Here is a 13,433-nt window from a genome sequence, read left to right as displayed (position 1 = left end):
CGGCGCGGCGCGCTCCCGGACGGTCCCGCGTCGCCCGTCCGCTGGTCACGCGTTCACTCAACTCGACCCCCAAGGGTGCGGTGGCGGCAGGGTCCCGAAACTTCAGGACGACCTATTGACCGTGCGTGCAGGCAGTCATTAGCGTGGCGGCACCTTATCAGAAAGCGCTTTCTGAAAGCGCCTTCTCCGTCATCGTAGGATCGCACAGCTCTCCACAACTGCCCCCGAAGTGCATGGAGTTCACCGTGAGCCAGAGCGCGTTGACCAGAAGTCCCGCCGAAGTGGCGGGTGTTGCCCGGCGGGCTGGGCCGTCCGCGGGGGAGCGACTGGCGCGGGCGGCCGAGCAGAGCTGGCGCCCGGTCGCCCTGCTGCTGGTCTGCTTCGTCGTCTGGTGGGTGATCTCGGCAGCCGAGCTGGTGGAGTCGTATCTCGTGCCGTCGCCCGGTGCGACGCTCGATGTCCTCACGGGGAAGACGAGTTATCTCTGGCAGCACAGCTGGGTGACCACGTACGAGACGCTGCTCGGCTTCGTGATCGCCGTGGCCGTCGGTGTGCTGGCGGCCGTGGTCATGGTGTACTCCTCGACCGTCGAGCGCACGCTCTATCCCATTCTGCTGTTCGCCCAGGTCGTACCGAAGATCGCGATCGCGCCGCTGTTCGTGGTCTGGCTCGGCTTCGGCATCGCGCCGAAGATCCTCATCGCCGTCCTGATCGCCTTCTTCCCGGTGGTGATCTCCACGGTCACGGGACTCAAAGCCGTCGACCCGGAGATGCTCCAGCTGTCGGCGACGATGGGTGCGAAGCCCTGGCAGACCTTCCTCAAGATCCGTTTCCCGGCGTCCCTTCCGCATCTCTTCTCCGGTCTCAAGGTCGCTGTCACCCTGGCGGTCACCGGCGCCGTCGTCGGCGAGTTCGTGGGCGCCAACGAGGGGCTGGGCTATGTGATCCTGCAGGCCAACGGCAACCTCGACACACCGATGCTGTTCGCCGGGCTGCTGGTGATGTCCCTGATCGGCGTCGTCCTCTTCGTTGCCGTCGAGATCGCCGAGCGGCTCCTGCTCCCCTGGCACGCCAGCCGCCGCGACGCGCCGGCCACCACCTCGTACTGAACGCCACCCCGTCCCGTACCGAGCACCACCCATTGATTGCTGTCACGGACCCCGTTGCTAGAAGGGCCAGCCCATGCACGCGCGCAGACTCCTGATCGGTGTTGTACCTCTCGTCCTGCTGGCCACGGCCTGCGGCGGGAACGACGCGTCGACCTCCACCAGTGACTCGGGCAAGAAGCTGGACAAGGTCACGCTGACGCTCAACTGGTATCCGTACGGCGAACACGCGCCGTTCTACTACGGCAAGCAGCAGAAGATCTTCGAGAAGCACGGCATCGACCTGACGATCCAGGCGGGCCAGGGCTCGCAGAAGACGGTGCAGGCGACCGCCGCCGGGCAGACCGACTTCGGCTGGGCCGACACCCCGGCGCTGCTGGCCGCGGTCGACCAGGGGGTGCAGGTCAAGAGCCTCGGCGTCTTCCTGCAGACCACCCCCGCGTCCGTGCAGTCCTTCGACGCCGAGGGCATCGGGTCACCCGCCGATCTGAAGGGGAGGACGATCGCCGGGACGGCCGGTGACGCGCTCTCCAAGACGTTCCCGATCTTCCTGAAGAAGAACAACATCGACGCGTCGGAGGTGAAGGTCCAGAACACCGACCCGGCGGGCAAGATCGCCGCGGTGATCTCCGGGAAGACCGACGGACTGCTCGGCTACGCCAGCGACCAGGGCCCGACCATGCAGGAGAAGGCCAAGAAAACCGTCTCGTATCTGCGCTTCTCCGAGAACGGGCTGAACTTCTACTCCAACGGTCTGCTCGCCGGGCAGAAGCTTCTCGCCTCCAGGTCCGAGCTGGCGGGGCGCATGGCGCAGGCGGTCAGCGAGGCATGGGCCGCCGCGGCGAAGGCGCCCGAGCCTGCGGTCGCGGCCATGGACGGGGCGTCGGAGCAGCTGCCGCCGAAGACCGTGCTCGCGGAGCAGTTCAGGACGACGCTCACGCTGCTGCACACCACGTCGACCGAGGGCAAGGCGCCCGGGGTCAACGACGAGGCGGACTGGCAGCAGACCATCGATGTCTTCGCCGAGGCCGGAATGGTCAGCAAGCCCAAGTCCGTGGCGGAGTACTGGGACGCGAAGACGGCGCTGAAGGGATGACGATGCCGAAGCAGGACGCGAAGCCCCGGGACCCGCTCGGTGCGAGCGACCGTCGCGCCGTCACCCCGGCCGTCGGGGTGTCGGACGTCTCGGTCCGGTTCCGCGGCAAGAACCGCGATGTCACCGCCCTGCGGGAGGTCTCGCTCGACGTGGCGCCGGGCGAGTTCGTCGCCCTGGTCGGACCGTCCGGATGCGGCAAGTCGACGCTGCTGAAGCTGGTCGCCGGACTGCTGAAGCCGTCCTCGGGCGAGGTCAGGCTCGGCGGCGAACGGGTCAAGGGCCCACGGCACGACATCGGTTACGTGTTCCAGCGCGCCGCCCTCCTGGAGTGGCGTTCCGCGCGCCGCAACATCCTGCTGCAGGCGGAGATTCGGAAGATGCCCGCGGCCAGGGCGCGCGACCGGGCCGACGAGCTGATCCGGATGACCGGGCTCGGCGGCTTCGAGGACGCGTATCCGCACGAGCTGTCCGGCGGGATGCAGCAACGGGTCGCGCTGTGCCGCGCGTTGCTGCACGAACCGCCGGTGCTGCTGATGGACGAGCCGTTCGGCGCGCTCGACGCCCTCACACGTGAGCAGATGAACATGGAACTGAACCGCATCTGGCGGGAGACCGGCACCACCGTGCTGCTGGTGACCCACTCGATCTCGGAGGCGGTCTATCTGGCCGACCGGGTGGTGGTGATGAGCCCACGGCCCGGCACCATCACCGAGATCATCGAGGTGGGGCTGGACGCGGAACGGGAGTACGGCGAGACGGTGGGCCGCCAGGAATTCCGGGACGCGGCGGCCCACATCCGCGATCTGCTCGGCGCGGCGTCCGCCCACGACTGATCGGGGCGGTCCGCCCCGCCACCACGCGAGGGCGCCCGGGCCCGCACGGCAAGGCGCCCGGTGCGGCCCCCGGCGTCACACCAGCGCGAATGCGCCCGCCGGCATCTCGGTCTTCACCGTCGTCGACGAGCCGCGACCGGTCGGCCCCTTCGACGAGGCCTTCATGGCGGAGTACGCCGAGATGTTCTACCAGCACACCGAGGCGCAGATCGTCGACTCCTCAGCCATCGAGAAGGCCTACGGCCTCACCCCGAACCCGCTCCCGGCCACCGTGGACGCGACCCTCGCCCGGTACGGGCAGCTGCTTGCCGCCCACTGAGCACACAGCGGCCCCGGGGAGGCGGAACGCTCTCCGGGGCCGCTGCGCGCGCCGGTCCGCTCAGTACCGCAGCCGCGACAGATACGTATAGCCGGCGAGCGCCGAGGCGAACGGATCAGCCGGTGAGTCGTGTTCCACCAGCTACTGCTTCACCCCGCCCCGCCCCGCCGCGCCGTGTCGAACATCGCCCGGAAGTCCAGTACCCCCGACCCGACATCGGCGAAGTCCCCGTTCGGCGCCATGTCCTTCACATGCAGCGCCGGGAAGCGCCGGGGATGGCGTACGAACAGCTCGCCCGGCGCCGCGGCGCCACCGTTGGCCGCCCAGTACAGGTCCAGTTCGAAGCCGACGAGTTCCGGATCGGTCCCGGCGAGCAGGATGTCGTACAGGCTGACCCCGTCCACCACCTGATGGTCCGTGCCGTGATTGTGGTAGAGCAGCTTCAGTCCGGACTCGCGGGCGGCCAGGCCCGCCTTGTTGAACTCCCGGGCCGCCTCCCGGTATCCGGCCGGACTGTGCAGCGATCCGGGCAGACTGGGTACGACGATTCCGGAAGGGCACCGGCGGCGGATGCGGCTGCCGCCCCCGCCTCGGTCAGCCGCCCAGGAAGCCGGTGATCCGCTCCCGCAGCCCGTGCGGATCGAGGCCATGTGCGGCGAGGTGTTCGTCCATCTGTCCGTACCGGCGAAGCTCCGCCTTCCCCACCCCGAGCCCCAGCACCCGGTGCGGCAGATCGACGAGCGCATCGTTGGCGGCGCCCGTCGACGTGCCCGCCAGGTACGGCTCGACGATCACCACGTCCGCCGTCTCCCGGCCCCCGACCGCGCGCCGGAGTCCCGCCGCGTCGAAGGGGCGCACGGTTGTCGCGTACAGCACCGTCACATCCAGGCCGTCCGTCGCTGCCAGGACGTTGTCGAGCATGGGGCCGACGGCGATCACCGCCCCGTTACTCCCCTCCCGCACCGGCGTGAACCCGCCACCGACGCCGACCGCCCGGGCCCGCTCGTTCTGTTGGAGCGAGAGCCGCAGGTAGACCTTGTCCTCCCCGGCGGCAGCCTGCCGCAGCAGGGCCTCCGCCTCGTCGGGGTGGCCCGGCACCTGCACCGTCCAGCCGTCGAGGGTGTCCATCAGCGCGACATCGCCGGGCGCCATGTGGGTGACGCCGCCGGCAGGCCAGTCGTACGAACCTCCGGCGCTGACCAGCACCCCGGACACGCCCTGATGCCCGAAGTCGAGCTTCACCTGCTCGAAAGGCCGCTCCACCAGGAACGGGGCGAACGTATGCATGATCGGTCGCATCCCGGTCAGTGCCAGTCCGGCCCCCGCGCCGACCAGCAGCTGCTCCCGGATACCGACATTGATCACCCGGTCCGGATGGGCGCGCTCGGCGCGGTCGAAGCCGTCCCGGCTGATCTCGGCCAGCACCACGGCCAGCCTGGGGTCGTCGTCCAGCAGCCGCGACGCGGTGGTGATGAATCGGTCACGCATGGTGTCCATGGGTCGGTTCTCCCTCGTTCTGAATCGCTGAATCGTTGGTGAGCGGTGGTGCGGCGGTCAGTTCTTGGGGGAGACGCGGGCGACCACGGCCCGCGGCTGCCCGGGATGCGGTGCCGTGTATGCCGCGTACAGCGCCTCGTGGTCGCGCCCGTCCACGGTCGCGGCCGACCAGCCGGCCGCCTCGAACCGGGATGCGATGCCGCCGGGCCACCCGAAGGTGGCGGAGGCGTTGTCGATCACCAGGGTGTGCAGTTGCTCGAGGCCGGCCGGACCGGCGTAGGCGATCGCCTCGTGGTTGCTGCCCTCGTCCAGCTCGGCGTCCCCGATCAGCACCCAGACCCGGGGGCGGGTCAGCCCCTGCGCCCGGAGCCCGAGCGCACTGCCGACAGCCAGCGGCAATCCGTGTCCCAGTGAACCGCTGCCGATCTCGGCGCCGGGGACGAGCATGCGGTCCGGATGATGCCCAAGCGGTGAGTCGTACCCCCCGAATCCGGGCAGCAACTCCTCGTCGAGGAAGCCGTGCGCGGCGAGGACGGCGTAGTACGCCATCGGTCCGTGCCCCTTGGAGAGCAGGAACCGGTCCCGGTCCGGGGCGTCGACGGTGTCGGGGGTGACGCGCAGCACCTGGTCGTACAGAACCCAGAGGGCGTCGAGGGTGGAGGTGGCGGCGGGCCCGTGCTTCTCGTCGCCGGTCATCAGGCTCATCAGGCGGTTCAGGTCACGGTATGTGTGCGCCGGAGCGGCTGTCTTGATCGTCATGCGTCCAGCATTCAACCTCAAGCATGGTTGAGGTCAACCATGGAAAGGGGTTCGTGAGCACCCGCTCAAGTGCGGTACTGTTCTCATGCGCGTTCGGCCAGGGGGAAAGCCCAGGTCAGGCGAGCATCGGGACGTGGCGCAGCTTGGTAGCGCACTTGACTGGGGGTCAAGGGGTCGCAGGTTCAAATCCTGTCGTCCCGACGGACAGATGAGGTCCGTTGGTTGGGGTGAAAGCCCAGATCAGCGGGCCTTTTCTCATTGAAGGCATGATCCGTTGATTTGGTCTTCAAGATCACTCTTGGGGACCATCTGGGGACCGGCTCCTCCGAGAGGCATTCCTACAGCGAGTTGACCGCCCGCAGCAGGGGCTCTGACGGGGACCGCCTGCCGGTTGGATGGGCGCTCAGGGAGTTGCCCGCCTCGATGAGCGAGCGTAGGTCCGGGTGGAGGTACCGCTGGGTGGTGAGTAGCGAGCCGTGCCCGGCGATCTTCCGGAGTACGTGCAGCGGAACTGCCGCGTCGGCCATCCAGGTCAGGCCGGTGTGCCGCAAGTCGTGCCGCCGCAGGTGCTCGTAGCCAAGGCGGGTGACCACCTCGTCCCAGTGGGTGGCATCGCACATACGGCAGTTGATATGCGTCCGCGTCGGGGCCCGGTGAACAAGCGCGCGTCCGGGTCGGGCCCGGCAGCCAGAAGTCGCTCGGCGACCAGCCCGCGGACCTCCTCGATCAAGGGGATCCTGCGGGCGCGCTTGCCCTTGGTGCCCTTGTCGAGCAGCCCGCCGGGCGCGGTGGTGGTCTGACGGCGCACGGTCCAGACCCTGTGCCGTTCGGAAACCCGTCGCGGCTGGTCAGGCAGAGTATCTGTACGTGATGCCGGTCCGGTCTGGTCGTGCACGTGTACGCTCGACGAACTCTTCCTGCCGTTGTGGACAGAGGCGGGCCTCCGCCGGCACGGCGCCCGTGGCTGACGCTTTGTCCGTTCGTACGGTGGGAGAAGGCCATCGGCCGGAAACGGCACATCGCCACCGACACCCTCGGCCTTCTCCTGACCGTCCTTGTCACCGCCGCCAGCGTCCACGACTCCACAGCCGGCGCCCACCCGGTCGCACCACGCAGCCCACCGCCTCACCCACGTCATGGCTGAGGGCCTTGAGTTGGCGGACCAGGTCGCGGGTGTGGCGGGCCGGCGCGATGAGGTGCTGGTGGTAGGCGGCGCCGAGGGCATTTTTGACGGTGCCCGGGTTGTTGGCCAGATGCCAGACGATGACGAGGATTGAGCGGGCGACTGCGACCAGGGCCTTGGGGCGATCGCACCGTTTGACCAGGCGTTTGCAGCGGGTGCCGAGGAAACTGTCGCTGTGCGAGGCGGCCAGAGCGATCTCGCCGAGTGATGCGCGCGCGGCGTGCGGGAGCCCCGGTGTCTTGCGTTGGGCTGCGTGGGGCGCCGAGACTCGGTCCTGACGGTTCTTCTGATGCGGGGGACAGAGTGAAACGATTAGCGGACACCGACCCGGTGACAGTCGGAAGGTATCGGACGATCGCGGAACTCGGCCGGGGCGGCATGGGCCGTGTCCTGCTGAGCAGTGCCCCGGACGGGCAGTTGGTCGCGCTGAAGCAGGTACGGACGCAGTTCGTCGAGGACGACGGATTCCGAGCACGGTTCCGCCGAGAGGTGGAAGCCTCCCGCAAGGTCTCCGGAGAGTACACGTCCGCGATCATCGACGCGGATGCGGACGCCCCCGAACCGTGGCTGACGTCTGTGTTCGTCCCCGGCCCCTCGCTGCAGCAAGCCGTGGCGGCCGTCGGCGCACTGCCCGAGGAATCGGCTCTGCGGATGACCGTGGGACTGGCCTCGGCCCTGACCACCATCCACCGGGCCGGCCTGGTGCACCGGGATCTGAAACCGTCCAACGTACTTCTCGCCGACGACGGGCCCCGAGTGATCGATTTCGGCATCGCCCGGGCGGCCGACAGCGAGGACGGCAGCGAGCTGACAACCGCGGGCTGGCTGGTCGGCTCACCCGGGTTCATGTCCCCGGAGCAGGCCCGGGGTGAGCCGCTGGAACCGGCCAGCGACATCTTCTCCCTCGGGACGGTGCTGGTCATGGCGTGCACCGGCGAGTGCCCGTTCGTCGGACCCTCCCTGCCGCAGACCTTATACAACGTCGTACACACCGAGCCCGATCTCAGCGGGCTCCCGGAGAAGATCCGCCCGATCGCGGCCGGCTGCCTGGCCAAGGACCCCGCTGCCCGGCCGAGCGCGGCCCAACTGCTGGAAGCCATCGGCCGGCTCACGCCCTCGGCGCGCCCCTGGCCGCTGGAGGTACACGAGCTGATCGCCGAGCAGCAGGCGGAAATCGAGCGGCTCCGGGACGAGTTGCGCAGACGGCCGGCCATCCCGGAGTCCGCCGCGGAGGTCGTCGACAAGCCCCCGTCGCACGCGGGCATTCCGACGAAGCCGGTGTCCCCGCCCGCACCGGCCTGGCGCGGGCGCGCCGTCGGCGCGGGCATCGCCATCGGCATCGTGATCGCCGCCACCGTCATCGCCCTCGTGTCCGGCTACGGCAGCGGAACCGACACCATCGCCGACCCCAGAGCCACCGTCACGGCGTCCCCGCAGTCGGCCGAGGAATCGACCGCCTCGACGCCCGCCCCCCCGACCGCTGACCCCACCACCGAGGCACCCCGGCAGACAACCGCCGAACCGACCCCGCCTGCCGAGCCCTCCCCCGTCACGGAACCCTCCGCGCAGCCGCCGACGACGGCCGCCACACGGCAGAGCACGCGGCCCGCCGCGATCGTAAACTGCTTCGGGGAGTACCTGGCCGAGCCCGAATCACTCCTGCTCCACTGCGGAGACGGGAACGGCGGGCTCAAGGGCCTGACCTGGTCAGGCTGGGGGCAGTCCACCGCCCAAGCCAGCGGGCAGGAGTCGGCGGTCGTCTGCCAGCCCAGCTGCGCGAGCGGCAGAGAAGTCCACTACCCGGCCACTGTGACCCTCACGGGCCTCGTGGGCGGGCGATACACGATGATGCAGGTCAACACCCCGCAATCACCCTTCGGCCCCGTCGCCCAGTACACACTCGACTCGAACGGGCCGACGCAGAGGAACTGACAGGGGCCCGGCGCGGAGCACTCAGACCCCCCATGCGGTGAACGCGGCCCAGTGGACCGGCGAGGCGAAAGGGCACTCGTCGGTCGTCGGCCGAGCGGTGTACCGCTCGGTCAGGGCCGCCAGATGCGGACGGGCGGCGGTGTACCGCGCGAGCTCCTCCCAGGTGAGACGGCGCAACCACCCGCGTGCCTGGCGCAGTGCCGACACCGGGGGAACGCCGTCGGCACCGTGTGCGGGAGAGATCAGTTCGTAGAAGCGTGTCATCAGCAACGCGGTTACCATGTCGTCCACCTGCCACAGCCCGGCCACCGCGCAGGCCACCCCGGTCTGGAGGAAGCCGGCCGGAAGCCCGCGGAACTCGTCCGGAGCCTCCGCCATCGCGTAGTGGCCCGACTGGCATGCGCTGGCCACGGCCAGTCTGCAGGCGGGCAGTTGCCGGTGGACCAGGGTGTCCATGTCCAGGCGGCCGTCGGCCAGGGCGAGGGAGCCGCCCACGCCGTCGAATCCGCCGCTGCCGTGGCAGCTGAGGTGCAGGTACGAGGCCTCGGCGAGATGGCCGAGCACCCAGCCCACGGTGGCTTCGGAACCCACCGCGCAACGGCTCTCTTCGAACAGTGCGCGAATTTCGGCGAGTTCGGCGCCGCTGCCGGGAAGCGAACCGTCGGGGTCGGCCACGGCCACCAGGCGGGGCACACTCTGCGGCGGCCGTGCGGCCGCGGAGCGGCACGCCGCGTACACCGCGGCGGACGGGGAGACGACCAGGGTACCGAGGTCGTCGAGTACGCCTTCCACCCCGAGCGGCACGGCGTGCAGGGGCACCACGCCCAGCAGACCGGTCGGGACGACGACAGCCTCGTGCCCCGGGTCGTCTGCGAGGAGCCGCGCGACCGGCCGTAGGAGCGGTGCGAGGGCGGCGAGCCGGTCCAAGGCTTGCGGGAGCTGACGCCTACGCCGGAGCGCCCCGCCCTCCTGTGCCAGGAGCAGCCCCAGGGCGCTGTCGGCCGGATCCATGATCAGGAGGCGGGTGACGGACTCGCTGCTCACCTCGGGAACGTGAACGGCCCGTACGGCGGGCCGCGCGCCCGGTGTACGGGGTAGCGCGAGGACACAGCTGCCCCAGGGCGCGTTCACCAGGTAGGCCAGCGGGCTACCGCCTGCCGCCCGGACGATGTCCTCCAGCTCGCTGGTGCGCAGGAAGCGTTCGAAGCTCGGGATCGCGCGGATCTCCTCGATCGCCGTGCGCACACCGCGTTCGGCTTCGGCCTCCTCACGCGCCGTGGAAGCGGGACCGCCAGTCGCCGCCTGGGTCGCTGCGCCGACCGTGGAGCGGTACCGGGCCCGCGCCAGCCGGTAGCGGCGGGCCGTGGCCGGATCGGTCTGCTCAAGGGCTTCCAGGTCCGCCGCTCCCCGCCCGGCCACCACCGAGAGCTCGCAGGCCAGTCCGCTTTCGATGGCCTCGACCGCGCGCTCCGGGCGCCCCGCCCTGGCCAGCAGGAAGGCGGCCCAGCGGGCGATCGTGGTCACCTGGGCGAGCACGCTCCGGCGTCCGGCTCCGGTGACCTGGGCGTCGTAGAGCGCGTTCACGGCAGTCACCATGTCCGACGCGACATCGGCCGCCTCGCTCCAGCGTTCCGCCGAGGCGTAGGCGTGGAGCAATTCCCGGGCGATGCCGAGGTGCAGGGACGGCGACACCGCGGGCGGTGCGGCCGACAGGGCCTCCCGGCGCAGCCGCTCGCTCTCGGCGCCGTCCAGGCCGTCGAGGTGATCACTGGCCCGGGCCAGCAGCCAGCTGATGCGGCCGGTGTCGAGAAGGCCGGGGCGCGCGGCGGACAGGCCGAGCGCCGCGGTCGCCGCTTCTCTGGCGCCGTGCGCGTCGACCGGGTCCCGGGACAGCAGCAGGTCGGCCAGATTGCACTGGATCCGGGACCACAGCGCCGCGTCGTCACCGGCGCCGAGGTACCGCAGGGCCTCCCGATAGCACCGCTCCGCCTGCCGCAGGTCCTCCGCCCCGGCGCGGCGGTACAGCAGCAGGCCGAGGTTGACCATCGAGTAGGCCCAGGCGACCCGGTCACGCTCGGGGGCGCGCTTCTCCAGCCCGGCCCTGATGTGCTCGATGCCCAGGGTGAGGTCCTCGGGGCCGCCGCCCGGCCGTTCCGACAGGAGCAGCCCGTAATTGGTCTGGACCCGTGCCCAGAACTCAGGATGCTCACGGCGGTCCAGTACGGTCGCGCGCGCCAGCAGGTCGCGTGCCACCTCCCAGGTCTCCAGCCGGTCGCCGTCATCACGCAGGTGGTGCGCACTGGCGAGGTTGTTCGCCACCTCCACCCACTGCAGACTGCCCTCGGGCAGCCGGCGCAGCGCCCGTTCGAGGACCTGGACCGCCTCGGACGGATCGGCATCGAGCCCACCCTGCACCGCGTGCACCAGGTGCCTGCCGAGCAGTGCGGCGAGCTCGGTCTCCATCTCCTCCTCACCCAGTCCGGCGGCGAGCGCCAGAGCCTCACGGGCGAGCGGGATGCCCTCCGGCCCGTCGGTGTTCCGGGCCTCGAGGTACATCGCGCGCAGCCGTGACCGCAGACCGCCGTCGAAGTGGACCCAGGCTTCGAAGTAGCGGCGGATCGCCGCCGCCGGAGGCGTCCGGCCGTCGCACAGTTCGTCCAGGAGCTGCTGACGGATACGCATCACCGCTTCGAGCGGCGTGCCCTCAGCCGCGCGGAGCTCCTCGCGCCCCGCATCGCGCACCCTGGTGCCGTCCGTCAGTTCCGGGTGCGAGCGGACGAGACCCGCGAGGTCGTCCGGCAAACTGCCCAGCATCGCGGCCAGGAGCTCCCCCACCCGGGTGTCACCCCGTTCCTCCCCGAGGTACTGGAGGAAGATCCTGTAGTTCGCGACCGTCGGCGCCCCCTCCGGCTGCAACTGCCGACATGCCGCCTCGGGGTCCTCCAGGTCCCGTTCGAGATCGCGGGCCAGGACGAACGGGAGCAACCTGCGCGGCAGCGGGATCACCCGCCCGGCGAAGGCACCGCCGAGGAAGGCCCCGGCCCGCCCGGCCTCCTCCAGCAGGGATGCCGCGGACCGCGGCGGATCGTGCCGGAGCTCCGCGACCGGGACCGCGAGCAGCAGGGGCGCCGCCCCACCCGGGCACAGGACCAGCAGCGGCGCCTCGATGTGCGTCCTCGTACCGCAGACGGGGCAGTCCACCCAGGAGACGCCCGGAGCGGGGGCCGCCAGGACGTCGGCCCGCTCACGCGCGTCGATGACCCGCCAGGCCGGAACCCTGCGCTCCTGGGCACATTCCTCGCAGCGCCACGCGTACGGCACCCTCGCCGAGACCGTCATCCCGTACCCCCTCCCGATCCGCCTGCTACTTGCCGCTGGTGATCTGCGAAAGCAGGGCCGTCAGGACCCGCCCGAGAGAGGAGTCCCGCATGGCCCGCTTGTGGATGGTCAGGCTCCACCTTCCGCGCGGGTCCCGCTTCACGACCACCTCGGTCTGCAGCAGCGTGATGGCGAGCGCGGCGACAGGGAGCGTGACGGGGTCGAGCCGGTCCATGGGCGACCGCGCGTACGCGACCGCCTCGCCTACCGTATTCGCCAGGTCCTCGCGCAGGGCCACTGCGTATTCCAGTACACGGCGCGCCAACTCCCCGCCTGACAACTCGGGTTGCCCCGGATCTAAGTACCGCTCCAGCTCCACGGCGTCCACCCCGGCCCTCAGCCTGCCGCCCTCCGGAGAAAACCGGTGCGCGGCGGGGAGCAGCCCGCGCTCCTCCGCCAGCGCCGTCAGCGCACGGATGGCCTCGTCGTCGGAGAGCGCGCGGATGGACTGCTCCAGATCATCTTGACTCAACATGCCCGCAATTCTGTCCCTTGCAAAGCCTGTTCGGGCAGGAACGCGGGAGCTGGGGACGGGGAAGTGGTGGCGTGCCCTTCGGTACGCGGATGATCACGCGGACGCTCGCTCCTTCGGCGGCCGCGGCCGGGAGCTTCCCCCCGCGCAGGTCGAACGCCCTCTGCGATGCGGTCCAGTCACCTCGTGCCCGGAGGTACTACGGCGCCAAGAACAGCTCTCCTTCGGGACGTTCGCCAACGTTGACGCGGGTGGGTAGTTGCCAGTAGACGGCGGATTTCGGCCAGCGCGAGGTCCACGAGGCCGGGCGTGTCATGGTCGGTTCCCTCCTTTTTGCCGTTCCTGGGCGGCGGTGACGGTCGGGAACGCGTGGGCGAGCATGGCGAGGGTGATGTGGCGGTGCCGGCCGACGTAGCGGCGGACTTCGTACTGGTCCAGGCCGCATTCGTTCTTCGCGCTCTGGAAGCATTCCTCGATCTTCCAGCGGCATCCGGCGATCCGCACGAGATCGGCGACGGTGGCGTCCAAGGGGCGGATGCGAGGAAGTAGGCGAGATCGTCGGGCTTGGTGATGCTGCGGCGGGCGAGCATCCAGCGTTGCCGGTGGGCTCGTCGCCGTCGAACTCCCAGACCGCCGACAGGCGGGCGGCAGCCCAGTCGTAAAGCCGCGGTCCTTTGGCACCGTCGCCGCAGGAGAGCCGCCGCCACGCCTCGTCGGGGGCCTGCAAGTTCCCCCTTCGCAGGGCTTTCGACGCTGGACTTCGACGCCGGGCGGTTCCCCCCGACTCCGCCAGCCTGCTACCAGCAGCTGGTCCCCGCGGAGCGGACGCGTGCGGGCGACACTCTGATATCTCGTCAG

Annotated in this window: 9 protein-coding genes, 1 tRNA gene and 4 pseudogenes; 7 read left to right on the top strand and 7 right to left on the bottom strand. The window is 70.4% G+C overall.

The genetic code is table 11. The features are described from left to right. The first annotated feature begins 233 nt into the window (after positions 1–233). The 4 genes and pseudogenes from ACWD6R_RS18710 to ACWD6R_RS18695 all read left to right on the top strand — a co-directional run. The gene (locus ACWD6R_RS18710; protein ID WP_451819674.1) at positions 234–1,109 is read left to right on the top strand and encodes an ABC transporter permease; all 876 of its coding nucleotides are present in this window, start codon (positions 234–236) and stop codon (positions 1,107–1,109) included. A gap of 73 nt (positions 1,110–1,182) precedes the next feature. After that, on the top strand, positions 1,183–2,202 hold the full coding sequence (locus ACWD6R_RS18705; protein ID WP_451819673.1) for an ABC transporter substrate-binding protein: 1,020 nt from the start codon (positions 1,183–1,185) through the stop codon (positions 2,200–2,202). Beyond that, positions 2,199–3,035, top strand: a complete 837-nt coding sequence (locus tag ACWD6R_RS18700; protein WP_451819672.1) for an ABC transporter ATP-binding protein — start codon at positions 2,199–2,201, stop codon at positions 3,033–3,035. The genes ACWD6R_RS18705 and ACWD6R_RS18700 overlap by 4 nt, the downstream gene beginning before the upstream one ends. A gap of 115 nt (positions 3,036–3,150) precedes the next feature. Continuing rightward, positions 3,151–3,354: pseudogene (locus ACWD6R_RS18695) on the top strand (epimerase); the annotation flags it as partial. Positions 3,355–3,414: 60 nt separating this feature from the next. Here ACWD6R_RS18695 and ACWD6R_RS18690 read toward each other — a convergent pair. The 3 genes and pseudogenes from ACWD6R_RS18690 to ACWD6R_RS18680 form a co-directional block, all read right to left on the bottom strand. After that, positions 3,415–3,902 (bottom strand): annotated as a pseudogene (locus tag ACWD6R_RS18690) (sugar phosphate isomerase/epimerase family protein); the annotation flags it as partial. 46 nt (positions 3,903–3,948) lie between these two features. After that, positions 3,949–4,851, bottom strand: a complete 903-nt coding sequence (locus tag ACWD6R_RS18685; protein ID WP_451819671.1) for a transketolase family protein — start codon at positions 4,849–4,851, stop codon at positions 3,949–3,951. Between the two features lie 57 nt (positions 4,852–4,908). After that, complete coding sequence (locus ACWD6R_RS18680) at positions 4,909–5,610, bottom strand: transketolase (RefSeq protein WP_451819670.1); 702 nt, start codon at positions 5,608–5,610, stop codon at positions 4,909–4,911. A 127-nt stretch (positions 5,611–5,737) separates the two neighbouring features. Between ACWD6R_RS18680 and ACWD6R_RS18675 the strand changes: the two genes are divergently transcribed. Then, a tRNA-Pro gene (locus ACWD6R_RS18675) sits at positions 5,738–5,811 on the top strand. 137 nt (positions 5,812–5,948) lie between these two features. Here the strand turns inward: ACWD6R_RS18675 and ACWD6R_RS18670 are convergent. Further along, the gene (locus ACWD6R_RS18670) at positions 5,949–6,230 is read right to left on the bottom strand and encodes a tyrosine-type recombinase/integrase (RefSeq protein WP_451819669.1); all 282 of its coding nucleotides are present in this window, start codon (positions 6,228–6,230) and stop codon (positions 5,949–5,951) included. Between the two features lie 371 nt (positions 6,231–6,601). Between ACWD6R_RS18670 and ACWD6R_RS18665 the strand changes: the two are divergent. Further along, a pseudogene (locus tag ACWD6R_RS18665) lies at positions 6,602–6,703 on the top strand (transposase); the annotation flags it as partial. 420 nt (positions 6,704–7,123) lie between these two features. Then, positions 7,124–8,725 carry a protein kinase domain-containing protein gene (locus tag ACWD6R_RS18660; RefSeq protein WP_451819668.1) on the top strand — a complete coding sequence of 534 codons (1,602 nt, stop codon included), beginning with the start codon at positions 7,124–7,126 and terminating at the stop codon, positions 8,723–8,725. 21 nt (positions 8,726–8,746) lie between these two features. Here the strand turns inward: ACWD6R_RS18660 and ACWD6R_RS18655 are convergent, their stop codons facing one another. The 3 genes and pseudogenes from ACWD6R_RS18655 to ACWD6R_RS18645 form a co-directional block, all read right to left on the bottom strand. Next, positions 8,747–12,064 carry a CHAT domain-containing protein gene (locus ACWD6R_RS18655; RefSeq protein WP_451819667.1) on the bottom strand — a complete coding sequence of 1,106 codons (3,318 nt, stop codon included), beginning with the start codon at positions 12,062–12,064 and terminating at the stop codon, positions 8,747–8,749. Between the two features lie 25 nt (positions 12,065–12,089). Beyond that, positions 12,090–12,578, bottom strand: coding sequence for a hypothetical protein (locus ACWD6R_RS18650; RefSeq protein WP_451819666.1), 489 nt, complete (start codon positions 12,576–12,578; stop codon positions 12,090–12,092). Between the two features lie 196 nt (positions 12,579–12,774). Then, positions 12,775–13,177 (bottom strand): annotated as a pseudogene (locus ACWD6R_RS18645) (transposase); the annotation flags it as partial. Between the last annotated feature and the right edge of the window lie 256 nt (positions 13,178–13,433).

The organism is Streptomyces sp. NPDC005151 (genome assembly GCF_053599875.1).
Note: the sequence above shows the minus strand (reverse complement) of the source record. Positions and strands in the feature narration are given on the sequence as shown.

What these genes read in the sequence shown, in the direction of transcription:
- ACWD6R_RS18710 (WP_451819674.1), top strand. Translation starts at nt 234, where the DNA reads ATGGAGTTCACCGTGAGCCAGAGCGCGTTGACCAGAAGTCCCGCCGAA.
- ACWD6R_RS18705 (WP_451819673.1), top strand. Translation starts at nt 1,183, where the DNA reads ATGCACGCGCGCAGACTCCTGATCGGTGTTGTACCTCTCGTCCTGCTG.
- ACWD6R_RS18700 (WP_451819672.1), top strand. Translation starts at nt 2,199, where the DNA reads ATGACGATGCCGAAGCAGGACGCGAAGCCCCGGGACCCGCTCGGTGCG.
- ACWD6R_RS18685 (WP_451819671.1), bottom strand. Translation starts at nt 4,851, where the DNA reads ATGGACACCATGCGTGACCGATTCATCACCACCGCGTCGCGGCTGCTG.
- ACWD6R_RS18680 (WP_451819670.1), bottom strand. Translation starts at nt 5,610, where the DNA reads ATGACGATCAAGACAGCCGCTCCGGCGCACACATACCGTGACCTGAAC.
- ACWD6R_RS18670 (WP_451819669.1), bottom strand. Translation starts at nt 6,230, where the DNA reads ATGTGCGATGCCACCCACTGGGACGAGGTGGTCACCCGCCTTGGCTAC.
- ACWD6R_RS18655 (WP_451819667.1), bottom strand. Translation starts at nt 12,064, where the DNA reads ATGACGGTCTCGGCGAGGGTGCCGTACGCGTGGCGCTGCGAGGAATGT.
- ACWD6R_RS18650 (WP_451819666.1), bottom strand. Translation starts at nt 12,578, where the DNA reads ATGTTGAGTCAAGATGATCTGGAGCAGTCCATCCGCGCGCTCTCCGAC.